The organism is Bacillus sp. A260 (assembly GCF_009861435.1).
In the GTDB taxonomy this organism is placed as follows: Bacteria; Bacillota; Bacilli; order Bacillales; family Bacillaceae_G; genus Bacillus_A; species Bacillus_A cereus.
The window spans coordinates 1,615,635-1,638,418 of the sequence record NZ_CP046398.1; the positions used below are offsets into that span (position 1 = coordinate 1,615,635).

Here is a 22,784-nt window from a genome sequence, read left to right on the forward strand (position 1 = left end):
CATACAGATATTGTACTTAAAGGAGTATAAGTATGGGACATTCGCATGATCATGGTCATTCAAAAAATAAAAAGGCATTACTAATTGCCTTCCTACTAACAACAAGTTTTATGATTGCAGAAGTTGTTGGTGGATTTGTAACAAATAGCTTAGCACTACTATCTGACGCGGGGCATATGCTAAGTGATGCAGTATCTTTAGCTTTAAGTTTACTTGCGTTTAAGCTCGGAGAAAAAACAGCAACAACTGTGAAAACATATGGATATAAGCGAGTCGAAATGTTAGCAGCATTATGTAACGGTGTCGTTCTTATTGTCATTTCGGTATACATTTTTATTGAAGCAATCCGTCGTTTTAAAGAACCAGTTGAGATTGCTAGTAATGGGATGCTCATTATTGCAGTCCTTGGTCTGCTTATTAATATTTTATCAGCTTGGATATTAATGAGAGGCGGAGATGTGAAAGGTAATTTGAATTTAAGAAGTGCTTTCCTGCACGTACTAGGCGATTTATTGGGTTCCGTCGGAGCGATTATTGCTGCGTTACTTATTAAATTTTTCGGATGGACTGCTGCAGATGCGATTGCTAGTATTCTTGTGTCTATTTTAGTCATTATTAGTGGATGGCGTGTAACACGTGATACGGTTCATATATTAATGGAAGGTGCACCACAGCACATAAATGTTGAAGAGGTAAAAAGTACATTATTAAATATTCCGATTGTCAAAGAAGTTCATGATTTGCACATATGGTCTGTCACATCGGATTTTCAAGTATTAACTTGCCACTTGATTATTAAAGGGAATGAAACGCAAAGTGTATTAAAAGAGGCTACGTATGTATTAAAGGAGAAGTTTCATGTAGAACATGTCACCATTCAAGTAGAAATAGATGGTGAATTTCATCACGATGAGACAACTTGCAAAGTATGAAAGAAAAAGGATAAGAAAAAGTGTCATAACATTTTTCGCACGGCATACATATATATAATGTGGCCACAAATACTTTGCAAGGTAAATATTTCATGAAATTACTTTACTTATAAAGAGTCATCTTTTATAATCAAAAGTGGTAATTGATAAAGATTATCATTTTCAATGATCGTAGAAAGGAGTTTTTTAAAAGATGAGTAGTCAACTCCGTTTTGCTGTTGAAAATCGTAAGAGGCATTTAATTGATGAGTTAATTGGAGCAGGTGTGTTTAAGATTCGCGACCGACAATTATACGAGCTGTCTTTAGAGGAATTGGAAAAAGAGTACGAAGATATGGAAGATTATGCAAATATTCAGGCGTAGCTATATAGATTAGTAAAAGGAGAGCTGGTTACGATTTTGTGTAACCAGCTCTCTTTTTATTTCGTAGAAATTATTTTTTGTATTTCTTTCATGGGACGGAGCCAGTTTTGGGTCATTATTTGTTCCATTTGTTTTTCGTCCTGCTTCTGTAATGCTTGAATGATAGAGTGATGTTCTTCAATAGATTGACTTGCTGGAACAAAGTTTTGGAAAAACAAATATTCAAGACGTAAAACGTGAAGTTGCATATTTTCTAGAAAGGGTTCAATATATTGGTTTTTAGCAATAGAAGAAATTGTATTGTGGAATTGTATATCTAATTTTAAAGCTTGTTTTGCGTTTTTTTTCTCTATAGAGTGCTGAAAATGATCATTTATTTCAGAAAGTATTTGAATATCAGCGTCTGTAATGTTTTGAAGAGCTTGCTTTCCTATAATAGAGTGAAGACCAGCCATCGTTTCATAAATGATAGATACGTCGTCTAACTTAATAGGAGCAATTTTCGTTTTTTGCCCTGGTACCATTTCCACTAATCCAGAAAGCTCTAATATTTGAAGTGCTTCCCTTACAGGTGTTCTGCTTACTCCTAGTGCCTCAGCCAATTCCCCATCATTAATTTTTTCATTGGGCTTCAGTACACCTTCAATAATCCAATTTTGTAGTTGATTTAAAACGAGTGATTTTGCTGAAATTCTTCCTGGTTTTTTATAATTTTGAGGGACAGGCATAGTGAATTCAATCCTTTCATTGTATATTTTCCTTTTTTGCATGAACAAGCTTTAATTTTTGTTTCCCTTCATCCGGTTTTTGGCTTAAGATGAGCACCATTACAATGACACAAAAAGCGCCTAATAACTGAAAAGATTGAAATGGCACGTGCAATATAAGTACAGAAGAAATAATAGCTGCGAGTGGTTCTGTGCAACCAAATAATGTTGTTTCTTTCGGAGTCAGGTATCGTATGCTGTCTAAGTATAAATAAAAGGCAATAAGTGTCCCGAAAATGACGACAAATATGATGAGCGGTAGGGTACTTAGTTTTACATATTTCATAGTTGATAATAAAATGAATTCGTTTGTAGAAATAAAGTGTACAATCGTTACACCAATACCCCCAATAATCATGCCCCATCCAACGATAACGGAGGAAGACCATTTTTCTAACAATTCCTTTGAATATAAACTATAAAAAGCGAGAGATAATCCAGATAAAATACCCCAAATAATAGCTGGTGTAGAAACAGCCAAGTTATGAACAGACCCGTTTGTTAGTAAGAGAAAAGTGCCTACTAATGAAAGGGTAATTGAAATGAAATCAATTTTTGATGGACGAACGTTCCATTTGAAAAGTAAGTATACAGTGATGAATATAGGAGCTAAATATTGTAATAATGTTGCCACGGCAGCATTTCCCTCTTTAATTGAAGCGAAATACGTATACTGTACAGCAAGCATACCGAATAGACCAAACAAAATCATTTTAATAGCATCAGATTTTTGTTTCCAAATGCCAAATATCTCTTTTTTTCTCGTTCCGAATGAGGAAATAATGAGCAAAATAATTCCAGATATAAGTAAGCGGATCGTAACTAACCATTCGGTTGAAACATTGTCATATTGAAAAAGCTGTTGTGCAGCTGTACCAGACAAGCCCCATAAACAAGCACCGATTATGACCATTATAATTCCTTTTAATCGATTTGAATCCATATGATTTAAAATTCTCCTTTCTAAAAATATAAATTGAATACAATATGCAATATATCACAGAATAACTCATTAATAAACTGAAATTTCTAATTTTATTTTTTTTATGTATAGTAAAATATTGTAGAGGAGGGGGAGTATATGTTAGCTGGATTTTTAGTTTGTTTATTTGTTGGGTTACTTATCATTTTTTTAGGGTATCAAATACATGTGAAAAAGAGGTTGTTTTTGTTAGCAGGATATCAAGAAGAAACGTTTGTTGGAGATAAAAATAAATTAGCGAAGCTTTCAGGAGCATTTTCTTATATAGTTGGAGTTGCTACTATAATATTACCGCTTGGCTTGGAAAAAATAGGGGATGTAGTTGGTATCGTATATGCTATATTAATTGTTTTAGGTACAATTGTATTTATAATTAAAGCAAACCTATTAAATAAGAGTGCTATAAAGTAAAAAGGCTTCATTCTACTGAAGCCTTTTATTAATTATTATGAAGTATAAGTAAAAGCCGGAATAGGATCAATAAATGTATTCCACTTTTGTCCCATTTCCTTTTCTGTTAATAGACAATCATCTAATGATTGTTCAATCACAGAACGATTCATATCAATACCGATAAATACGAGCTCAGTTATTCGATCTCCATATCGCTCGTCCCAGTTTTTTAATACTTCTGGTTCTTCTGCAATCATTTGATTTCTTTCAGTTTCAGGTAATGCGGCTATCCATTCACCGGCTCCTTGAATTGTAATAGAGGAACCTGCTTGAGATAGAAGCCCTATCATATTATTACGAGATGCCAGCCAGAAGAATCCTTTCGCTCTTACAACATCTAAAGGCCATTTTTCTAGCCAATTCATAAGGCGCTCGGGATGGAAAGGATATTTGCGGCGGTAAACAAAGGAATTGATACTGTATTCTTCCGTTTCCGGTGTATGATGTTCACTGTTTAATTCTTGTATCCAGCCGGCCGATTGACTAGCTTCTTCATAATTAAATAGATTTGTGTTTAAAATTTCTTGTAATGGTACTTTGCTAAACGAAGCTTCAAGAATTTTTGCATTAGGATTTAATTTTTTTAGTAAATGATGAAGCTCTATCACATCTTCTTTTTCTAGCAAATCTATTTTATTAAGAATAATTACGTTTGCAAACTCAATTTGATCTATTAATAAATCAATAACTTCCCGGGTATCATTCTCATCGATTGCTTGTTTTCGGTCTAATAAACTTTCTCCGTCTGCAAAATCATCCCAAAACCTATTTGCATCTACAACTGTAACCATCGTATCGAGGCGACAATTTTTTGTTAAATCAATGTTAAGAACTTCGTCTGTATAAGTAAATGTTTGAGCAACTGGAATAGGCTCACTTATACCAGAAGATTCAATAATAATATAGTCAATATCACCATTTTCAACAAGACGATTCACTTCTATCATTAAATCTTCTCGTAGTGTACAACAAATACAGCCATTTTGAATTTCTACTAGTTTTTCCTCCGTACGTGAAAAACCACCCTTTTTTATAAGAGATGCATCAATGTTTACTTCGCTCATGTCATTAACGATGACAGCTACTTTTAAGTTATTCTTATTAGTCAAAATGTGATGTAGTAAGGTAGTTTTTCCAGATCCTAAAAAACCACTTAATACAGTGATAGGTACTTTTTTCATGAAATGATCTCTCCTTTAAATCGTAATGATTACGTTTTATGTTAAACGATGGGAAAAGAAAAAGCAAGAATAAATCATAATGATTACGATTTAAGAATAGAAATAGACTATAAAATTTGTGCTGTAGTATGGAGCATTTGGACAAGCACATGTTTACATATAAATAAAATGGAGGCGAGAAGCTTGGTCTTTAATAGAGTTTCAAAAGAATTAGTAGGCATAGCTCTTATCGCTATGTTTCTCTTTTTATTATTTTTTGTAGATTTTACAAGTCTAGCAAATTTGCACAAAAATATGCCACAGGAATGGTTGAATGTGAATACAGTATTTTTAAGTATCATTTTTGAAGCAATACCCTTTATTTTATTAGGGGTAATTGTTTCTTCATGTATTCAAGTGTTTGTGACAGAAGATATGATTCAAAAAGTAATGCCGAAATCTCCGATTGTTGCAATGATTCCGGCAGTATTTGTGGGAGTTCTTTTTCCAATGTGTGAATGTGTCATTATACCAATTGTAAGAAGGCTCATTCAAAAGGGGTTACCACTTCATGTAGGCATTGTTATTTTACTGAGTGCACCCATTATGAATCCAGTTGTTCTTTTATCTACTGTATATGCGTTTCCAAAAAATGATTACGTTGTATATGCACGCTTTGGGATAACAATTTTAGTTGCTCTATTCATAGGTCTAATTGTGTATTATTGCTATCGCGAAAGAAATGTTTTAAAAGATATAGAGGTTTCAGTTCAAACAAGCAATAAAAAGAGTTGGAAAGATGTTATGAATCATATTGTAGATGAGTTTTTTGATACTGGTAAGTATTTATTGATTGGTGCTTTTTTAGCAAGTGTATTTCAAACGTTTTTTGATCGGAATGTACTGGATGCAGTAGCACATAACGAAGTAATTGCCCCCTTTATTATGATGGGATTTGGTTATGTTTTATCAATTTGCTCTGCAGCCGATGCTTTTATAGCGGCATCTTTTGGACATGTTTTCTCGGTAAAGGCACTTCTCGCATTTCTTGTATTTGGGCCTATGCTTGATATGAAAAATACGTTAATGCTATTTGCATATTTTCAAAAGAGATTTGTATTCTTTTTGATCGGAATTGTCATTGCATCTGTGTATACCATCCTGCAAATCATAATGTTATAGGAGGTGAGAAAGAATGGAGAAAGAGGAGCAGAAGGCATATCATTGCTATATTCGTGGCATTATTTTAATTGGTTTAGCAATGCTCTTATTTAAACTACTTGTAACAGGGAATATTTATAATTTTATAGCTCCAAAAATGATCAAATTTACGTATATAGCTTTTGTAGTAATTTTAATTTTTGGTATTGTACAAGTTTGGAGGGATGGAAGAGAAAAACAGCATGATTGTAATTGTTGTAAACATCATACAACATCAAAATCAGGGATAAAAAGTTTCTTTGTATATGTTTTATTTGTCGTTCCGATAGTTAGTGCTTTTCTCTTTGGAAGTGTAACAATTGATGGAAGTTTAGCAGGAAAAAGGGGTATGAATCAAAGTGTACAGTCGAGAAGTCTGGAAAGGAATGAAAAAGAGGGGGAACAGGTTAAGTTTGATGGGCGAGAAGTATCCGTGGATCCAGAAGAAACATCAAATTTAGCAACGACTTATAAAACGGAAGAGCAAGTAGTAAAAAGTATGTTAGGACAGCGTAAACTACAAGTAAAGGATAAGGACTATGTTCAAACAATGAATGTAATTGGTCAAAATGTTAATTGGTTTAAAGGAAAAGAAATTACATTTTTAGGGTTTATATATAAGGATAAAGATGTGACGGGTAATAAAGCAGTAGTGGCTCGATATGGTATAACTTGTTGTATTGCGGATGCATCAGTCTGGGGGATGATTGTTACTGGGAAAAATATTGAAAAAATTCCAGAAGAAACATGGGTGAAAATAACAGGATTATTAGATGAAACGACATATAAAGGAACAGTCTTTCCACTTGTAAAAGTAAACAAAATCGAGAAAATTAATAAGCCAACTGACCCATATGTATATGAATCTTTACCTCAATAGAAAAGAATAAATTCTTCATATTTTCATGAAATAGAATCATAATCAAGGCGATAAAAAAATAAAGATAAGAGTAATTTGGTTTGTTAAAAATATGTGCAGAAGGAGTTATGCGATGAACTGGGTTACTCATAAACCATCATTTGAATTTGAAACATTTAGTCCTATTATTCGGTCACAATCTGCGTGGAGTGGACATTTAGATTTTGCATATGACTTAGTACGATTTGAAAAACCAGAAACTTTAGTTGAGTTAGGTACACATCTAGGTGCTTCTTTCTTCAGTTTTTGTCAAGGAGTAAAAGATGGAGGGTTATCGACTAAATGCTTTGCAGTAGATACTTGGGCTGGAGATGGGCATACAGGTCCATATGGAGAAGGGGTTTTTCAAATAGTAGAAAAAGTAGTGAGCGATAACTACCTTAATATAGGAAATTTAATTCGATCTACTTTTGATGATGCTGTAGACCGGTTTCAAGATGAAACGATAAATCTTTTGCATATTGATGGCTATCATACGTATGAAGCTGTTTCTCACGATTATAATACATGGCTACCGAAAGTCGCGAAAAACGGTATTGTATTATTTCATGATATTGAAGTTAGAAGTGGTGATTTCGGCGTGTATAAGTTTTGGGATGAGGTAAAAGCGAAGTACCCTCATTTTCAATTTGCACATTCATATGGACTGGGAGTGTTATTTCCGAAGGGTTGTAGTGATAAGTTTGAGGAAATACTTAAAAATAAAGAAAAAATACAAAATATGTATAAATAAAGATAGGGCATGCATCATTTTAAGGATGTGTGCCCTATTTTTTATGTAGAAAATAATGGTGTGAATTAAAAAGTGAAGATAGTTGTAAAAAGTTTTGTTGCAGCAAATATTAAAAAAGTTAGTATGGGATTGTTCCTTGTAAATAAAGTGAAGCTTTAATATGTTCATATCGATTCGGAATTTTACAGTAGTTAATTTCTTACCTAAGTGCTTTGCACTTACTGAATTTTAAGGCGGAGGTCTTATTGGCCAAAAATATCGGGATAAATAAAAATACAACATTTTTTATATTTTTCATTGCGAAAAACGTAATCTACTTTTACAATAGAAAGGGTTGTGAATATATTATACTGGAAAAATAAATCGAAATAATATGAAAATTTTGTTTTGTCTTCGCTAATTGTATATTACATACATGTAAGACGACATACGTCATGTTATCGACTTGTAAGGAGAGAAAAAAATGAAAAGTGTAAGATTACCATCGATGCTAGAAATCATAGTTCTTTTATTACTATTTCTTGCTGTTGTCTTTTCCTTCCAAACGATTTTTGATCTCCCAATTCAATTAGCGCTATTTATTTCATGGTTTTTAGTAATTGCGCTTGGATTAAGATTAGGATTTCGTTATCAAGAATTGCAAGATGCAATTACGAAAGGGATTTCTAACGGATTAGAAGCGATACTGATTTTAGTTGCAGTAGGTGCTTTAATTGGAACATGGATTGCTGGTGGGGTAGTACCAACATTAATCTATTATGGATTAGAATTTATTCACCCTAGCATATTCCTATTAGCAACATTAATTATTTGTTCTATAACTTCTATCGCAACAGGAACGTCTTGGGGAACAGTGGGAACAGCAGGTATTGCTATGATGGCGATTGGTGAAGGACTTGGTTTACCACTTCCGCTTGTTGCTGGTGCAGTTCTTTCAGGAGCTTATTTCGGCGACAAATTATCACCACTTTCTGATAGCACAGTTCTTGCAGCTTCTATGGCGAAAGTAGATGTTATTGCTCACGTTCGAGCTATGCTCGTATTAGATGTTCCGGCTTATATTATTACTAGTATTATGTTTACTGTAGCTGGTTGGATGTATGGCGGCGATAATGTAGATTTGAATCGAGTAGAATTTTTAAAAGAAGCTTTATTAAAGCAATTTGATATTAAAATATGGATGCTTGTTCCGGCGGTCATTGTTATCGTTCTATTAGCGATGAAGAAACCGTCTATGCCAACAATTGCAATGGGAGCTTTAATTGGTGCAATTTGGGCAACTCTTTTCCAAGGGATGAACTTTGGAGAGGCGATTGGAACAGCTTATAACGGATTCTCAATTCAATCTGGTGTTGAGTTTGTTGACAAGTTATTAAACCGTGGTGGAATTAACGGCATGCTTGGCTCAGTAGCCGTTATTATTTTCGGTTTAGGATTTGGTGGATTACTTGAAAAACTAGGTGTTTTAAAAGTAATCGTATCAAAATTTGAGAAGAAATTAAATTCTGCAGGTAATGTAACATTGTCTACATTAATCGTGGCATTCTTAGCTAATATATTTGGTTGTGCGATGTATGTATCACTAATTTTAACACCAAAAATTATGGAAGATAGCTATGATAAATTAAAAATAGACCGTCGTGTATTAGCGCGTAACTCAGAAGTAGGTGGAACGTTAACTTCAGGTATGGTTCCATGGTCTGATAATGGTATTTTTATGGCTGGTATTTTAGGTGTAGCAACGTTCTCATACGTTCCGTTTATGTGGTTAAGCTTCGTATCGTTAATTTTAGCAGTTATTTACGGATATACAGGCAAATTCATCTGGTATGTAGATGATGCAGATAAAGGAAAGCAAGCATTATAAAATAAAAATCACCTTCTACAATATGTAGAAGGTGATTTTTATTTTATAATAGCATTTGCTGAAGTTATTTCATTCTCATATTTAGCAATTTTTTGTTGTATCTTTTTTAAGTTTTTTTCAGTGTCTTGCATGAGCTGTAAGACATTGGTCTCCTGTTGTTTCATTAATTCTAACCTTTGAAGGATGGTAGATTCTCCTTCCATAGACCAGTCGATAAATTGTTTTATTTTTTGAATTGGCATACTGGTGTTTTTTAAACACAAAATCATTTCTAAATATTTCAGTGCTTCTTCATCAAAAACTCGATCTCCTTTTTCGTTTCTTTGCAGAAAAGGAAACAGTCCTTGTTTATCGTAATAACGTATTTGAGAAATAGTTAAATGTTGCATTTTGGCGACTTGCCCAATTGTATAATACATATCATTCATCCTTTTATTACCAAGGTATAATGCCATCTTTGTTAAGTATTTTACCATTATAGTTTGTTTCACTTAATGCATATTTAATAATAATTTTAGCACTTTCAGTGGTTGTATGGCCACCGGGGGAATTTCCATTAAGATCCGTAGTTGTAAAACCAGGAGTTACCCCAAATACTTCGGGACCGTTAGTGGAAAATTCTTTACTAAAAGCTAATGTTAAAGCATTAATAGCTGTTTTGGAAGAATTATATCCTAGTGTATTAATTGGATGTGTTTCACCATTAGCAAACATTGTTAGTGAGGCCATGTCAGTTGTTACATTTATGATTTTACTGTTGCTTGAATTCTTTAATAATGGTAAAAAGGCTTGCATCATTTGGAAAGTTCCAAAAAAATTAACTTCAAATCCTTGGCGTAAAGTTTCAATATTTAATTCACTAGGTAGTGTATTGAAGTCTAGCGCTATGCCTGCGTTATTAATTAATAAATGTAAGTGGTCAGTCATTTCGTAAATTTTCTTTATTGCTTCTTGAATGGATTGTGAATTTGAAATATCTACTTGAATATAGGAAACGTTTGAAACATTTAAAGATTCTACGGCTTGTTGTCCAAGTTGTTCATTACGAGCACCTAAAAATACGTGATAATCTTTTTCTGCTAATTGACGAACAAGTTCATATCCAATTCCTTTATTTGCACCTGTTATAAAAGCATATTTTTTCATATTGAATTCCTCCAGTAGTGTTATAGTAGGTTACAATGGAAAGGATACAGCCTAAACTTAAGTTTAGGTCAAGAGGAATTTTTTAAAATAAATATAGAATATCTATATATAAGAGTGAGAATTCTTATCATTTAAGAGAAAGTCTGTTATTATAAGAGATGTAGGTATTATATTTTCAAGGGGATGAAAACATGGAGTACAGAATTGAAAGAGATACATTAGGAGAAATAAAAGTTCCAGCTGATAAATTATGGGCAGCACAAACACAACGTAGTAAAGAAAACTTTCCAATTGGAACAGAGCAAATGCCACTTGAAATTGTAAAAGCATTTGCAATTTTAAAGAAGAGTGCAGCGCTTAGCAATCAAAAATTAGGAAAGCTATCAGAAGAAAAAGCAGAAGCAATTGTAGAAGCTGCGGATGAAGTGATTGCAGGGAAATGGAATGAACATTTTCCGCTTGTCGTATGGCAAACAGGTAGTGGTACACAGTCAAACATGAATGTGAATGAAGTAATTGCAAATCGTGGGAATCAAATTTTGAAAGAGAAGGGATCTGACGTACATATTCATCCGAATGATGATGTGAACATGTCACAAAGTTCAAATGATACATTTCCAACGGCGCTTCATGTAGCTTGTGTAATCGCAGTAGAAAATCACGTATTACCAGCAATTACGAAATTAAAAGAAACTTTAGCAGAAAAAGTAACTGCATTTGAACATATTATAAAAATTGGTCGTACACATTTACAAGATGCAACGCCGTTAACTTTAGGGCAAGAAATTAGCGGATGGCACCGTATGCTTGAAAAAACAGAGCGTATGATTGCAGAGAGCAATACATATATGAAAGAGTTAGCAATTGGTGGAACTGCGGTTGGAACAGGTATCAATGCTCATCCTAAATTTGGTGAGATGGTATCAGAGGAAATTAGTCAATTTACAGGTAAACAATTTGTTTCTGCACCAAATAAGTTCCATGCATTAACGAGCCATGATGAAGTTGTATATACTCACGGTGCATTAAAAGCATTAGCTGCGGATTTAATGAAAATCGCTAACGATGTACGTTGGCTTGCAAGTGGTCCACGTAGTGGTCTTGGAGAAATTATTATTCCAGCAAATGAACCGGGAAGCTCTATTATGCCAGGGAAAGTAAATCCAACGCAAAGTGAAGCATTAACGATGGTTGTAGCGCAAGTGATGGGGAATGATGCAACAATCGGATTTGCTGCGAGCCAAGGTAACTTTGAGTTAAATGTATTTAAACCTGTTATTGCTTATAACTTCTTACAATCAGCTCACTTATTAGCGGATGCAATTGTTTCGTTTAATGACAATTGTGCAGTTGGTATTGAAGCAGATGAAGAAGTAATTAATGAAAATGTGAATCGTTCACTAATGCTTGTAACAGCGCTAAACCCACATATCGGATATGAAAATGCAGCGAAAATTGCGAAGCATGCTCATAAAGAAGGGTTAACTTTAAAAGAAGCAGCATTGCAATCTGGGCTACTAACAGAAGAGAAATTTGATGAAATTGTAGATCCAAAGAAAATGATTGCTCCAAAAGAGTAATAGAGAAAGCCAAGGTTCTTAGTATAGAATCTTGGCTTTTTTGATGTTCATTTTTATGTTTCATCTACTTGCAATACTACAAGCTTCAAAATATATTATTTGTTAGCAGGCGTATTCATTACTTTCATCTGTGGGCAGTTCTCTTTTAAGAGTGAAATGAATTTTTCTTCTTCTAGTGGTACGAAAGTGGTCACTGAGTCAAATAAATTGTAATGGATTTCTAATTGTTGTCTAGTCCATTTTTTTGAATGAAGTTTTTTACCAGAGTATTTAACGTGACGAATATCTTCAAATGGAATTTCAGTATGAAAAATGAAACCGTGTTTTACAACAAGAGATGATTCCGTTATGTTGTAGTGAGAGAAATAGAATGAAGAAAGATTCACGATATTTAATAGCATCATGAGAGTGAAAAAAATAGAATTTTCATTTTGGAAGAATAACGAAACGAAAAAAAAAATTATAAATAATGTAATGAAAATGACGTGGAATGGATTTTTTTTCGCTTTAAATTTCAAGTTAGTCACCTCGGTATACTTGTTCTTTAACTAAATTAAATCATAACATTGTGATAAAACGTGTGAATATGCAGAATTGCATATTCGCGCGTTTTATTATTCATGTAAAATTTCTTGATGGGATAAATTCAAAAGAAGTTTTGTAATAGTGGAGTGGCATAAAGTGACTTACAAGAATAGAAAGATAGCGTTAGTCATAATTAGTTGTATGATCATTATGAGTAGTTGTGCTAATAAATTTGTTGAAGATAGAAATCGAAAGCATACATTTGTACAAGCAAGTAAGGTTTTAGTAGAGACTGTAAATAGAATATATAAAAAGTAAAGGATGTTTTCTTATACGAAAACATCTTTTTTGTAGTTAAAATTGAATACTGAAGTTTTGGAATGAGTGAATACCAGTTCCATATTCACTAATCGCATATGTATTCTGTGCAATTTGTTTAACGGTAAACTAAGGGTCTTGAAGAATATTTATGTTCTATTTCACATCCTATAAAATGAATTTATATAAACATATTCGCTTTTCGTTGTATTAAACCCTTTTGTTAGATGTTTTTATAAAAGTTTATAAAATGGGCAAACGAAACGTTGAAATGTTTGTTTGTGTTGTGATAAGATGATGAAGTAATAATAAACGATATATTGATTTGTTTGGTTTTAAATAAACATTTTGAAGGAGTGTTTAGTATGAGCGATATTTCAGAGAAGTTTTGGGATGCGTCAATAGAGGAATTAAAGAAAGGGTATGTGTTTGATGAAGAAAAAGAGGAGTACATTTGCTTAGCTTGTGGTGAAACATTTATTAAAGGTGTTATTTATCAAGATAACCAAATTTTGTATGAAGCAGAGAAGTTCGTCCAATTGCATATTCAAAATGAGCATACGTCTATGTTTGATTATTTGTTAAATATGGATAAGAAATTTACTGGTTTAACGGATTTACAAAAGAAAATGGTTCAGTTTTTCCATATGGGACTGAATGATAAAGAAATTGTAAAAGAGATGGATGGCGGAAGTACATCAACAATTCGTAATCATCGATTTACACTGCGAGAGAAAATGAAGCAAGCAAAAGTATTTTTAGCGCTAATGGAATTATCAGAAGAAAAATCAAAAGTACAAACGAAATTTGTGCCAATTCATAGAACAGCAACGATGGTGGATGATCGATACAATATTACGGAAGAAGAAAATGATGAAGTATTAAAATCTCATTTTACAGAAGGATTAGATGGACCTCTCTCTAAATTTCCGAAGAAACAAAAGCGTAAATTAATTATATTGCGCCATTTAGTGAAGAAGTTTGATAGTAATAAAAAGTATACTGAAAAAGAAGTAAATACAGTGATAGAAAATGTATACCCTGATTTTGTAACATTAAGAAGATATTTAATCGAATATGGATTTTTAGATCGAACAGCCGATGGAAGTCAATATTGGGTGAAGTTATAATCATACGAAAAGAAAATGAATAGAAGCACAGTATTATAACAACTATACAAAGAGATAGAGATTGAAAATAGATGTTTAATAAAAGGAGAAATGAAATTTGAAACCACCTGCAGATAACAATAAAGAAGGTGCGGAGTCACATAAGTTGGAAAGTGAGAGTAAACCGATTTGGAAATCGATGTCGATGTTTTTAGTACCGTTATTATTAAGTAATGTACTACAATCAGTTGGACAATTATTTGGTATGGTAGTAGTAGGAAGATGGCTTGGAGTTAATGATTTAGCGGCTATATCAGCATTCTTCCCATTATTTTTCTTGCTCGTTTCATTTGTAATTGGTATCGGTTCAGGAAGCTCTATTTTAATTGGTCAGGCGTTTGGTGCTAAAAATGAAGATCGTTTAAAAGCTATCGTTGGTACGACGTTGACGTTTACCTTTATTATTGGAGTTGTGTTGGCGATAATAGGCAGTATTTTTGCAATGGATATTATGCGTCTAATGGGAACGCCAGAAAATATTATTGAAATAAGTGTACATTATGCACGGATTTTATTTATATCGATGCCAGTATTATTTTTATATTTCGCATATACAACATTTATGAGAGGTACAGGAGATTCTAAAACGCCATTTTACTTTTTAATTGTAAGTACAGCGCTAAATATGATCTTATTACCGATTCTTATTTTTGGATGGTTAGGAGCTCCGAAATTAGATGTGTATGGAGCGGCCTATGCATCTGTTATATCTACAGTTATTACGTTTATTGTCATGCTTGTGTATTTAAAGAAGAAAAATCACCCATTACAACTAGATGGAACGGTTAGAAAATACCTTCGAATGGATGGGGAGTTATTAAAGCTATTACTAAGGCTCGGTATTCCAGCGAGTATTAATATGATATTAGTTTCATTATCTGAAATTGCCGTAATCGCATTTGTAAATCGTTACGGTTCGGATGCAACAGCTGCTTACGGCGTTGTGAATCAAGTTGCAAGTTATGTACAAATGCCAGCAGTTAGCCTTGGTATTACAGTTTCCATTTTTGCGGCACAATCGATTGGTGCGAATCAATTTGATCGATTACAGAAAGTTGTGAAGGCCGGAATTATTATGAACTACGTCATCGGTGGTGTGTTAATATCTCTTATTTACGTATTCTCAAGAGACATTTTATCACTATTTTTAACGAGTCAAACTACAATTGAAATTGCTCATAGCTTAGTTATGATTACATTATGGAGTTATTTAATTTTCGGTCATGCACAAATTATTAGTGCGACAATGCGAGCGAGCGGTACAGTACTTTGGCCAACTGTTATTGGAGTTGTTTCAATTTGGCTTGTAGAAGTACCCGTAGCATATTATCTTTCTTACCATACAAGTCTTGGAATAGAAGGCATTTGGATCGGGTATCCAGCAGCATTTATTGTCAGCTTAATATTACAGTATGCATATTATAAGCTTTCATGGCAAAAGAAACGAATTACACGATTAGTTAGTTAAATAGAAAAATGTCCCTAAGTTATTAGACTTAGGGACATTTTTTCGTAAGTTCAGGTTTATAAATAGCTTTTTAAAGTTATATCAAAATGTTGTCTAATGAGTGTTTTATCACTCATATAAAACTCCCACGCTCTTTCCGGTTCACCGATAATCTCAAAGGATTCCTCTGTAATATATAAAGCGCAATTATCCTCCAGTGCAATTCCTTCTATATTCCCTTGATGATTTTGTAAAAAGGAATGGAAGGCGTTCATTCTGTTTAATTGATTATAATGTGGACAAAATCTTTTATTAACAATACCCCATCCGTTACTCTCTATATAACCAGAACCTTCATAATCTGATCGGATACTAGACGTGAACCAACACATAGCACCAGCGCTATAACCAGCAATAAGTGTTCCTTGCTGCAGAGCCAATAATAATTTTTCATCGAGTCTATGTTCTTTCCATTGCGTAAGCATGTGAATATAGTTCCCGCCACCTAAATAAATTAAATCGGCTGAATGAATCATCTCGTCTATTTCATACTTTGAAGGTGAATCTGTTGTAGTACGTAAAATTTGTACTTCACAATGTAATTGTTTTTCAAAAGTGTCTAAAAATAATTTTATATAGCTTTCATCATCATGACTAGCCGTTGGAATAAACAATATTTTTGGGTACTGTTTATTTGTTAATTCTATAAGGCGTTCATTAATAGGCAAGTGATTTGAATCTTGTAAATCACCGCCACCAATGACAGCTAATTTCATAGTAAAGCACCACCTAATTATTTTTGTTATATAAAAATTCGATAGAAGAGAGTTACATTCCTTCCGTAATGTAATCAATAATTAGAAAATGTAGCTTAAGTATATCGGAATAGTAAAGAAACTACTGACTATATATACCAATGCATTAGAAACCATACATTGATATATAATATTTCATACTAATGTTTCAAAATATGGAAAAAATATGTTTAAATAGATATAATGACGCATTGATTCATATTGAATTTATACTTATATTTTAAAAGGGTATCGGAAATAATAGCGATTTTTTAAAACAGTTTTTACTTTTAATAGGAAGTTGTATTACAATATGTTAAAATTATTTCAATATATTTATTTAATATGAAATACAAAGAAGGAGAGTGAAAAAAGTGGATTTTCGATTTGAATTTACAACGAAGCTGAAAGAATACTTAGACGATGAGAAGGATGAAAAAATAATAAAAGATGGACACAGAGATGTAATTTTTCACTATTTATATGCGTTAGAGACTGAAATTGGCGTTGTTAAAAATCCTAATTTTACTTTTTTTGCATCAGGAAGACGTTCACATATAGTGTTAGAAAACGTTGAATTTAAAACAGAAGTAAATGTAAAAAGTAATATAATTGAAATTACAAAAATAGTGGATAATGTAGCTATTCCGTTAGATACTATCGTAGCGAAAGATCGGGAATTATTTGCACTTGGACGTAATGAGAAGTTTAGTGTACAAATATTAGAGCAGTATCTTTTTGATACATTTGGAGAAAAATTAGGTTTAAAATGAATGGAATAGCCTATGTATTTATGGGTAGTTAATTTTCATATATATCATTTACGTTTGACCTTTCATTTAATTTATACTACAATTCGTAGTGTGAAAGGAGTTGTACAATGTTTACTCAAAACTATAAGTTAAATGAGCACGGGTTAAATCATTTCTTTGGACCGCTTGAAGCGAAAATTATGGAGATTGTTTGGTCTAGCGATGGTATTACTATTAAAGAAGTGCAGCAGAAATTAAGTGAAGAATCACCTGTGAATTTTAACACTGTTATGACAGTTATGAACAGGTTAGTAGAGAAATTACACTTAGAAAAACAGACTGTGAAAAGAAGTGGTATATATCGTGCTGTACAAACAAAAGAAGAATTCTTATCCAATCAAACGAAGAAAATGACACAGGAATTGATGGGGGAATTTGGAGATTTAGTTGTAAATCATATGTTAGATGAGTTAGAGCAGGCTGATCCGACTTTAATAAAAAAGTTAGAAGACAAATTGAGTCAGTTAAAAAGAGAGGATTAATGAAATGAAATGGCAAATGCGTAAAATCGTATTGTTAGCAGTAATTGTTAGTATCCTCTTTTTCAGTATGTTAGTGTATTACGTTACATATCCATTTCTGTTTCAAAATAAGATGTTCCTTCTTTCAAATTTTTGTTTGTTCCAGTTAGAAAAACATATGAAAGAATTATCGCTGATTCGTATTATAATCGCTGGATTATTACTACTTACTGTATTAATCGTGTGCAAAAGAATTTGGCGACAATTTTTCTATAGTAAAAAATTACAAAAAGTACTTATCCCTTTCGTCCGAAAAAGAAAACAAATATATATATTGCCGACTACGGAAGTTGCGGCATTTACAATTGGGCTATTTCGTCCGAAAGTTGTCATGTCGGAAGGGTTGCTTCAAACATTTTCAGATGAAGAAATTGATGCGATTATTTTCCATGAAGAATATCATCAAAAGAATTGGGATCCGCTAAAATTATTTTGTTTTACGCTATTAGCAGAAGGAATGATGTACATACCGATATTAAAAGGGTTGTTACAGCGATATCATACGTATCAGGAGCTAGCTGCTGATAAATATGCGATGCGAAAAATGGAATCTTCATTTGAGTTAGGTAGCGCGTTATTAAAATTAATTAAAATAAAGACAATGGAAAATCGATGTGTTACAGCTTCATTTGCAAAAACAGCAATAAATTTACGAATCGAGCAAGTGTTAAATGAAAAGGTTGTTAAGCTTACTATTCCGTTACATACGAATTCGGTATATGTAACAGTAGGTTTATTCTGTATGTCGGTTGTACTTATTGTCGGAGAGTGCATATAGCCTCTTTTTTTAAGAACAAACACTACTCGTTGTAGTGTTTTAGGGGGAATAAAATGAATGCAGCAGATTTAACAATTTGGCTTGTGGCTGGGGCGGGAGTATTGTCATTTATATCACCGTGCTCTTTACCGCTATATCCATCTTATTTATCTTATATTACAGGTGTGTCTATCCAAGATTTAAAAGAAAATCGTGGGATTATGCAAAAATCAGCGATTATACATACAGTATTTTTTATGATCGGATTTTCGGTTATATTTTACGCGTTAGGTTTATCGGTAAGCTGGATTGGAATAACATTTTCATCTAACCAAAAATTGATTCAACAAATTGGTGGGATTTTTATTGTTTTAATGGGGCTATTTATGACGGGCTTATTTCAGCCTAAGTGGCTTATGGCAGAGAAAAAGGTGCAATATAGAAGTAAATCGACTGGATATATTCGCTCGATTTTAGTCGGTATGACATATGCAGCGGGTTGGACGCCATGTGTTGGACCGATATTTTCAGCTGTACTCATGCTTGGCGCGACGAATCCTGAAGGGGCGCTTCTTTATATTACAGCGTATACTCTTGGGTTTGCGGTTCCATTTTTCGTGATGGCATTCTTTATTGGGAAGGTAAAATGGATTGTTACATATGCCAATGTCATGATGAAAATTGGCGGTGGAATGATGATTGTAACAGGTATTTTATTGTATACAAATCAAATGACGAAAATTACAGCATTCTTTATTCGTCTATTCGGTGGATTTACAGGTTTTTAAAAATGAGGAGGAAGAAAAGTGAAGAAACTAATTGCTATTATACTAGTAGGTGCTCTCGCTTGGGCAGGGGTTAACTTTTATAATTCAAAGAAAGAAGAAAAGGAAAGAAAAGCAAAGCAAGCAGAGTTACAAGAGAAAGAAGTATTACCACAAGTAGGTTTTAAAGCACCTGGCATCACATTAAAAGGATTAGACGGAAAGTTGCAGTCGTTAAATGATGCCAAGGGAAAACCATATATTATTAATTTTTGGGCATCATGGTGTGGGCCGTGTGAAATGGAGGCACCTGACTTAGTTCATATGTATGATAAATATAAAAAGGATGTTGAAATTTTTGCGGTGAATGCAACTGTTAGTGACCCAGTACAAGAAGCAAGCGCATTTGCTAATCGCTATGGATTTGAGTTTCCGGTTCTACTAGATATGGACGGAGTAGCTGGACTAGATTATAAAGTATTCTCTTTACCGACGACATTTTTTGTTAATAAAGATGGAATTATAGTAGATCATGTACGAGGTGTATTACCACCAGATCAATTAGAAAAGAAATTTAAGAAATTGATTGAGAATTAAAAGGAGATTTGGTGACGATGGAGTGGATTGTGAGGTTACAACCCATATCTCTTATAATTGGAAGTCTATTTGGTTTTATGTTGATGAAACGAAAGATGAAGTATCAAAATGTATCATATAAAAAAATGATGGATGCCGTAACAAATGCTTTTCTTATCATCGTATTTGTATGGAAGTTTGCACCAGCAATTTTAAATCCTGTATGGGCTTTTGGGGCGCCGGTGCAAGCAATATTAGCTATTGGAAGTATGCAACATATTGTAGTAGGATGCGTAATTGCGAGTGTATACATTGTTTGGAAAAGTAAAAAGGAGCAATTTTCGCTTCGTATTTTACTTGATGCATTGCCTTTTGGTCTGTGTGTGAGTATTATCTTTTATTTTCTATTCCATCATGAAGTAGGTGCACAAACGACACTACCATGGGGAATGAAAATATATGAATCTAAACTTTTATATCACCCTATTTTCGTATATGAGATCAGCCTTGCTCTTTGTATAATGGGCTTGTTATGGATGAAAAATGAAAGGCTCGGAAATGGAAAGAATATAAGTATTTTTCTAATTATTGAGGGGTTTGCTCATATTATTATTTCGCTTGTTAGTGAACAAAATTCGGTTCTGTTTGGTCTATCAGCAGAGCAAATAATGAGCTTTTGTATTATTAGTTTAGGGATTTTGTTGGTGCCGAAAAAATAAAAGATAGCCATGTACAGAGAGTATCTGTATGGCTATCTTTTATAAGCATATTTCTTCATCATATGCTAAATCATTATATTGTAGAAACCTAAAAACCCCTTTATTAGGGGTTTTTAGGTTTCTATAGGTCTGCATGTGTTTCTTGTTTATCTGTATCCCATTTTGGAAGTTGTTTTGCTTGTTGACTTTCAGTAAAATTATTAAATCCAAAAGCAAGTATGCATGTAAAGGTTAAAATAGCTAAACTAATCTTTTTCATTATCTTAGTGCCTCCTTAGTTAATAATTTTTGTTTTGCTTCGTAAGTTTTGAAAAAATATTTTTGAGATTTCTCTATTTTATTCACTTTATGAAATTCTACTGCTAATAATTCGTAATATTCTTGTACATAATCGTATAATTCTTTACTGTTAAAATATGTAGTGCCTGCAATGATTGCGTTTTCTAAGTCGTCTAGAATACCAGTGTGTTGTGTTTTTAAGATAGTGAAATGGTGTTTATATTCTTGATTATTTAATTCATTACAAATTTCTAAGCCCTTTTGAACCCAATCGTTTGCAAGTTCTTTTTCATTTAAACTAAAATGTTCTTTGGCTTGTAGAAAATTGGCTTTTAGGTGTTTAGGTAATTTGTTTGTAACTATTGTAAGATGTCTAATAGCAAGGGTTGATAGATTTTGAGAAGAGTAGAGCCAACCTAAGTTATTTCGAACTTTTAAGATTAGTGTATCGTCTTTCAGCTTTTGTAAAATATTGATTGCTGAATTATAGTTCTCTTCGGCTTGTTCGAATTGTTTTAAATAAACAGAACATGAGCCTAAAATGTTTTCGCATAGAGCTATTTTAATTTCATAACGTGGATATTTTGAGAAAATCTCTTTAGCTTGATTTGCATAATTGATTGCTGTAAGTGGTTTGTTTGTATGGTGATTAAATATAGCAAATTTATATTTATATTCAGCTTCTTCTAGTTCGCCTGGTACATGTTTTAAAAGGGATTCAGCTTTTTCGTATTCTTTTTTTGCTTCATCATAATTTCCAATAATGGTAGCATGTTCAGCTTTAAAAAAGTGATAATAATAAGTAATAAAGTCTTCAGTTATGGGATTGTCTAAACGAACAATTTGACTAAAAGTATCATACTTAATGTTTGTCCAATCGGTTAGGACCTTATATTTAAAGTTTAGTAGGGAGTAGTAAAGCGATAGAGTTTGATCAGCTTCAATTTTATTAATCTGTTTCTCTATTTTTTCTTTTAATTGTTTCGCTTCAATTAATTGCTCCGCTACCATTACTTGATATAAAATGTTTAATTCGTTGACAATCTGTTCATGCCCTTTTAATAACACACTCATTATATATTCCCCCATTCGATAAAAGTATCCTAATTTAATTATTTCTATAATAGCAAAATAGAAGAAGTATAAGAGTGATTTTACCATATTTTTCAACAAAATTCTGAAAAATTAATTGATTTTTACATATTTCTTATTTTTATGTGAATATTACAAGTGCCTCTGGTAGTGGTGGGATGAATCTGACTCATGATACGTTAGCATCAATGGGAGGGATAGTTTTACTTGTAAATATGTTTTTAGGAGGATTGTTCGGATTGGGTTCAACTGTTAAGTTTTTAACAAAAATTTCACTTTCTTATTTAATAAAAACAGGATAATCCTCACTTTATAAGAATCATCCTGTTTTTATTGATATATTAAAAAATCGGCGGAGTAACAGAAAATAAGACTATCGCGTTTTTTTCAAAATGATTCACCCATTTATGCTTTAAATAAGCAGGTATTTTTACACTGTCGCCAGTTTCTAATACGTATTCTTCCTCATTTAAATATAATGTGATTTTCCCATCTAAGACAAATGCTAATTCTTCTCCTTTATGTTCTAGCACATTTTCTGATGAAGCTGTATTAGGCGGGACGGTCATAATTGCTGTTGCTAAATTTCCAGTGAAATCAGGTGAAAGCATTTCATATGATAAATTATCAATAATCATTTTCTTTCGTTTATGGGAACGTACAATTAAATCGTCTGTATTTGTATCTTCAAGTAAAAAGCTAAATGTTGGCACATCAAGAGCTTTAGCAAGCACTTTTAATGTTTGGATAGAAGGGTTAGCGGACCCGCGCTCAATTTGACTTAACATTGATGGTGTAATATCGGCCATCTTTGCTAGTTCTTTACTAGTTAAACCTTTTTCTTTTCTTTGTTTTTCAATTTTTTTACCAATATCTATATTTTCCATAATGAAAATCTCCTTAATAAT

At 32.8% G+C, this 22,784-nt stretch carries 27 protein-coding genes; 17 read left to right on the plus strand and 10 right to left on the minus strand.

Annotated features, from left to right (window positions below; translation table 11 throughout):
• Window positions 1–32 precede the first annotated feature (32 nt).
• Entirely contained in the window at window positions 33–932 is a 900-nt protein-coding gene (locus GD442_RS08345; RefSeq protein ID WP_000510038.1) for a cation diffusion facilitator family transporter, read from the plus strand.
• A 193-nt stretch (window positions 933–1,125) separates the two neighbouring features.
• Window positions 1,126–1,296, plus strand: coding sequence for a Fur-regulated basic protein FbpA (gene fbpA / locus GD442_RS08350; protein WP_000098302.1), 171 nt, complete (start codon window positions 1,126–1,128; stop codon window positions 1,294–1,296).
• Window positions 1,297–1,352: 56 nt separating this feature from the next.
• Here fbpA and GD442_RS08355 read toward each other — a convergent pair whose 3' ends face one another.
• Together GD442_RS08355 and GD442_RS08360 are read right to left on the minus strand one after the other, a co-directional pair.
• Complete coding sequence (locus GD442_RS08355) at window positions 1,353–2,024, minus strand: GntR family transcriptional regulator (RefSeq protein ID WP_002040907.1); 672 nt, start codon at window positions 2,022–2,024, stop codon at window positions 1,353–1,355.
• Between the two features lie 16 nt (window positions 2,025–2,040).
• Window positions 2,041–3,006, minus strand: coding sequence for a DMT family transporter (locus GD442_RS08360; RefSeq protein ID WP_000378077.1), 966 nt, complete (start codon window positions 3,004–3,006; stop codon window positions 2,041–2,043).
• A gap of 138 nt (window positions 3,007–3,144) precedes the next feature.
• Between GD442_RS08360 and GD442_RS08365 the strand changes: the two genes are divergently transcribed.
• Window positions 3,145–3,456 (plus strand): DUF3784 domain-containing protein, encoded by a 312-nt coding sequence (locus GD442_RS08365; protein ID WP_000879373.1) that lies wholly within the window; start codon window positions 3,145–3,147, stop codon window positions 3,454–3,456.
• A 35-nt stretch (window positions 3,457–3,491) separates the two neighbouring features.
• Here GD442_RS08365 and GD442_RS08370 read toward each other — a convergent pair whose 3' ends face one another.
• Complete coding sequence (locus tag GD442_RS08370) at window positions 3,492–4,679, minus strand: GTP-binding protein (protein ID WP_000757668.1); 1,188 nt, start codon at window positions 4,677–4,679, stop codon at window positions 3,492–3,494.
• A 168-nt stretch (window positions 4,680–4,847) separates the two neighbouring features.
• Between GD442_RS08370 and GD442_RS08375 the strand changes: the two genes are divergently transcribed.
• The 4 genes from GD442_RS08375 to nhaC all read left to right on the plus strand — a co-directional run bounded on the left by GD442_RS08375 (window position 4,848) and on the right by nhaC (window position 9,377).
• On the plus strand, window positions 4,848–5,840 hold the full coding sequence (locus GD442_RS08375; protein ID WP_170871713.1) for a permease: 993 nt from the start codon (window positions 4,848–4,850) through the stop codon (window positions 5,838–5,840).
• Between the two features lie 13 nt (window positions 5,841–5,853).
• Complete coding sequence (locus GD442_RS08380; RefSeq protein ID WP_134207726.1) at window positions 5,854–6,738, plus strand: TIGR03943 family putative permease subunit; 885 nt, start codon at window positions 5,854–5,856, stop codon at window positions 6,736–6,738.
• A 112-nt stretch (window positions 6,739–6,850) separates the two neighbouring features.
• Window positions 6,851–7,510, plus strand: coding sequence for a class I SAM-dependent methyltransferase (locus tag GD442_RS08385; RefSeq protein WP_088349704.1), 660 nt, complete (start codon window positions 6,851–6,853; stop codon window positions 7,508–7,510).
• A 463-nt stretch (window positions 7,511–7,973) separates the two neighbouring features.
• Entirely contained in the window at window positions 7,974–9,377 is a 1,404-nt protein-coding gene (gene nhaC, locus GD442_RS08390) for a Na+/H+ antiporter NhaC (RefSeq protein WP_134207725.1), read from the plus strand.
• A gap of 38 nt (window positions 9,378–9,415) precedes the next feature.
• Here the strand turns inward: nhaC and GD442_RS08395 are convergent, their stop codons facing one another.
• Together GD442_RS08395 and GD442_RS08400 are read right to left on the minus strand one after the other, a co-directional pair.
• Window positions 9,416–9,796 carry a MerR family transcriptional regulator gene (locus GD442_RS08395; protein WP_159365074.1) on the minus strand — a complete coding sequence of 127 codons (381 nt, stop codon included), beginning with the start codon at window positions 9,794–9,796 and terminating at the stop codon, window positions 9,416–9,418.
• Between the two features lie 16 nt (window positions 9,797–9,812).
• Window positions 9,813–10,523 carry an SDR family NAD(P)-dependent oxidoreductase gene (locus tag GD442_RS08400; RefSeq protein ID WP_000759545.1) on the minus strand — a complete coding sequence of 237 codons (711 nt, stop codon included), beginning with the start codon at window positions 10,521–10,523 and terminating at the stop codon, window positions 9,813–9,815.
• 191 nt (window positions 10,524–10,714) lie between these two features.
• On the opposite strand from GD442_RS08400, the gene fumC reads away from it, so the two are divergent.
• Window positions 10,715–12,103 carry a class II fumarate hydratase gene (gene fumC / locus GD442_RS08405; RefSeq protein ID WP_016513042.1) on the plus strand — a complete coding sequence of 463 codons (1,389 nt, stop codon included), beginning with the start codon at window positions 10,715–10,717 and terminating at the stop codon, window positions 12,101–12,103.
• 95 nt (window positions 12,104–12,198) lie between these two features.
• Here fumC and GD442_RS08410 read toward each other — a convergent pair whose 3' ends face one another.
• Entirely contained in the window at window positions 12,199–12,621 is a 423-nt protein-coding gene (locus tag GD442_RS08410; RefSeq protein WP_000669063.1) for a PH domain-containing protein, read from the minus strand.
• Between the two features lie 690 nt (window positions 12,622–13,311).
• On the opposite strand from GD442_RS08410, the gene GD442_RS08415 reads away from it, so the two are divergent.
• Both GD442_RS08415 and GD442_RS08420 read left to right on the plus strand, forming a co-directional pair.
• The gene (locus GD442_RS08415) at window positions 13,312–14,076 is read left to right on the plus strand and encodes a DUF2087 domain-containing protein (RefSeq protein WP_098213810.1); all 765 of its coding nucleotides are present in this window, start codon (window positions 13,312–13,314) and stop codon (window positions 14,074–14,076) included.
• A 97-nt stretch (window positions 14,077–14,173) separates the two neighbouring features.
• Window positions 14,174–15,583 carry an MATE family efflux transporter gene (locus GD442_RS08420; RefSeq protein ID WP_000804124.1) on the plus strand — a complete coding sequence of 470 codons (1,410 nt, stop codon included), beginning with the start codon at window positions 14,174–14,176 and terminating at the stop codon, window positions 15,581–15,583.
• Window positions 15,584–15,639: 56 nt separating this feature from the next.
• On the opposite strand, the gene GD442_RS08425 is transcribed toward GD442_RS08420, so the two are convergent.
• Window positions 15,640–16,338, minus strand: coding sequence for a peptidase E (locus GD442_RS08425; RefSeq protein WP_000762118.1), 699 nt, complete (start codon window positions 16,336–16,338; stop codon window positions 15,640–15,642).
• Between the two features lie 392 nt (window positions 16,339–16,730).
• On the opposite strand from GD442_RS08425, the gene GD442_RS08430 reads away from it, so the two are divergent.
• The 6 genes from GD442_RS08430 (at window position 16,731) to GD442_RS08455 (ending at window position 20,505) form a co-directional block, all read left to right on the plus strand.
• Window positions 16,731–17,129 carry a DUF3942 family protein gene (locus GD442_RS08430; RefSeq protein WP_000347525.1) on the plus strand — a complete coding sequence of 133 codons (399 nt, stop codon included), beginning with the start codon at window positions 16,731–16,733 and terminating at the stop codon, window positions 17,127–17,129.
• Window positions 17,130–17,236: 107 nt separating this feature from the next.
• Window positions 17,237–17,650, plus strand: coding sequence for a BlaI/MecI/CopY family transcriptional regulator (locus GD442_RS08435; protein WP_000495053.1), 414 nt, complete (start codon window positions 17,237–17,239; stop codon window positions 17,648–17,650).
• A 4-nt stretch (window positions 17,651–17,654) separates the two neighbouring features.
• Window positions 17,655–18,467, plus strand: a complete 813-nt coding sequence (locus GD442_RS08440) for a M56 family metallopeptidase (protein ID WP_000871940.1) — start codon at window positions 17,655–17,657, stop codon at window positions 18,465–18,467.
• A gap of 53 nt (window positions 18,468–18,520) precedes the next feature.
• Window positions 18,521–19,234 (plus strand): cytochrome c-type biogenesis protein CcdA, encoded by a 714-nt coding sequence (gene ccdA / locus GD442_RS08445; protein WP_000990443.1) that lies wholly within the window; start codon window positions 18,521–18,523, stop codon window positions 19,232–19,234.
• Between the two features lie 18 nt (window positions 19,235–19,252).
• Window positions 19,253–19,807: a TlpA family protein disulfide reductase gene (locus GD442_RS08450; protein ID WP_000733173.1), complete on the plus strand. Its 555-nt coding sequence runs from the start codon at window positions 19,253–19,255 to the stop codon at window positions 19,805–19,807.
• 17 nt (window positions 19,808–19,824) lie between these two features.
• Complete coding sequence (locus GD442_RS08455; protein ID WP_000454850.1) at window positions 19,825–20,505, plus strand: prolipoprotein diacylglyceryl transferase family protein; 681 nt, start codon at window positions 19,825–19,827, stop codon at window positions 20,503–20,505.
• Window positions 20,506–20,626: 121 nt separating this feature from the next.
• On the opposite strand, the gene GD442_RS27690 is transcribed toward GD442_RS08455, so the two are convergent.
• Window positions 20,627–20,764, minus strand: a complete 138-nt coding sequence (locus tag GD442_RS27690) for a hypothetical protein (protein ID WP_000724012.1) — start codon at window positions 20,762–20,764, stop codon at window positions 20,627–20,629.
• Window positions 20,764–21,858 carry a response regulator aspartate phosphatase gene (locus GD442_RS08460; protein ID WP_000114849.1) on the minus strand — a complete coding sequence of 365 codons (1,095 nt, stop codon included), beginning with the start codon at window positions 21,856–21,858 and terminating at the stop codon, window positions 20,764–20,766. Before GD442_RS08460 ends, GD442_RS27690 begins: the two co-directional genes overlap by 1 nt.
• Window positions 21,859–22,001: 143 nt before the next feature.
• Here GD442_RS08460 and GD442_RS08465 point away from each other — a divergent pair, with 143 nt between their 5' ends.
• Window positions 22,002–22,178, plus strand: a complete 177-nt coding sequence (locus GD442_RS08465; RefSeq protein WP_002040916.1) for a hypothetical protein — start codon at window positions 22,002–22,004, stop codon at window positions 22,176–22,178.
• 39 nt (window positions 22,179–22,217) lie between these two features.
• On the opposite strand, the gene GD442_RS08470 is transcribed toward GD442_RS08465, so the two are convergent.
• Window positions 22,218–22,763 carry a helix-turn-helix domain-containing protein gene (locus GD442_RS08470; protein WP_000427637.1) on the minus strand — a complete coding sequence of 182 codons (546 nt, stop codon included), beginning with the start codon at window positions 22,761–22,763 and terminating at the stop codon, window positions 22,218–22,220.
• Window positions 22,764–22,784 lie beyond the last annotated feature (21 nt).

Excerpts from the sequence above, each read along its gene's own strand:
- GD442_RS08455 (WP_000454850.1), top strand. The coding sequence starts at position 19,825 with ATGGAGTGGATTGTGAGGTTACAACCCATATCTCTTATAATTGGAAGT.
- GD442_RS08380 (WP_134207726.1), top strand. The coding sequence starts at position 5,854 with ATGGAGAAAGAGGAGCAGAAGGCATATCATTGCTATATTCGTGGCATT.
- GD442_RS08370 (WP_000757668.1), bottom strand. The coding sequence starts at position 4,679 with ATGAAAAAAGTACCTATCACTGTATTAAGTGGTTTTTTAGGATCTGGA.
- GD442_RS08385 (WP_088349704.1), top strand. The coding sequence starts at position 6,851 with ATGAACTGGGTTACTCATAAACCATCATTTGAATTTGAAACATTTAGT.
- GD442_RS08415 (WP_098213810.1), top strand. The coding sequence starts at position 13,312 with ATGAGCGATATTTCAGAGAAGTTTTGGGATGCGTCAATAGAGGAATTA.
- fbpA (WP_000098302.1), top strand. The coding sequence starts at position 1,126 with ATGAGTAGTCAACTCCGTTTTGCTGTTGAAAATCGTAAGAGGCATTTA.
- GD442_RS08360 (WP_000378077.1), bottom strand. The coding sequence starts at position 3,006 with ATGGATTCAAATCGATTAAAAGGAATTATAATGGTCATAATCGGTGCT.
- GD442_RS08400 (WP_000759545.1), bottom strand. The coding sequence starts at position 10,523 with ATGAAAAAATATGCTTTTATAACAGGTGCAAATAAAGGAATTGGATAT.
- fumC (WP_016513042.1), top strand. The coding sequence starts at position 10,715 with ATGGAGTACAGAATTGAAAGAGATACATTAGGAGAAATAAAAGTTCCA.
- nhaC (WP_134207725.1), top strand. The coding sequence starts at position 7,974 with ATGAAAAGTGTAAGATTACCATCGATGCTAGAAATCATAGTTCTTTTA.
- GD442_RS08470 (WP_000427637.1), bottom strand. The coding sequence starts at position 22,763 with ATGGAAAATATAGATATTGGTAAAAAAATTGAAAAACAAAGAAAAGAA.
- GD442_RS08375 (WP_170871713.1), top strand. The coding sequence starts at position 4,848 with ATGGAGGCGAGAAGCTTGGTCTTTAATAGAGTTTCAAAAGAATTAGTA.
- GD442_RS08460 (WP_000114849.1), bottom strand. The coding sequence starts at position 21,858 with ATGAGTGTGTTATTAAAAGGGCATGAACAGATTGTCAACGAATTAAAC.
- ccdA (WP_000990443.1), top strand. The coding sequence starts at position 18,521 with ATGAATGCAGCAGATTTAACAATTTGGCTTGTGGCTGGGGCGGGAGTA.
- GD442_RS08355 (WP_002040907.1), bottom strand. The coding sequence starts at position 2,024 with ATGCCTGTCCCTCAAAATTATAAAAAACCAGGAAGAATTTCAGCAAAA.
- GD442_RS08365 (WP_000879373.1), top strand. The coding sequence starts at position 3,145 with ATGTTAGCTGGATTTTTAGTTTGTTTATTTGTTGGGTTACTTATCATT.
- GD442_RS27690 (WP_000724012.1), bottom strand. The coding sequence starts at position 20,764 with ATGAAAAAGATTAGTTTAGCTATTTTAACCTTTACATGCATACTTGCT.
- GD442_RS08435 (WP_000495053.1), top strand. The coding sequence starts at position 17,237 with ATGTTTACTCAAAACTATAAGTTAAATGAGCACGGGTTAAATCATTTC.
- GD442_RS08425 (WP_000762118.1), bottom strand. The coding sequence starts at position 16,338 with ATGAAATTAGCTGTCATTGGTGGCGGTGATTTACAAGATTCAAATCAC.
- GD442_RS08395 (WP_159365074.1), bottom strand. The coding sequence starts at position 9,796 with ATGTATTATACAATTGGGCAAGTCGCCAAAATGCAACATTTAACTATT.
- GD442_RS08345 (WP_000510038.1), top strand. The coding sequence starts at position 33 with ATGGGACATTCGCATGATCATGGTCATTCAAAAAATAAAAAGGCATTA.
- GD442_RS08440 (WP_000871940.1), top strand. The coding sequence starts at position 17,655 with ATGAAATGGCAAATGCGTAAAATCGTATTGTTAGCAGTAATTGTTAGT.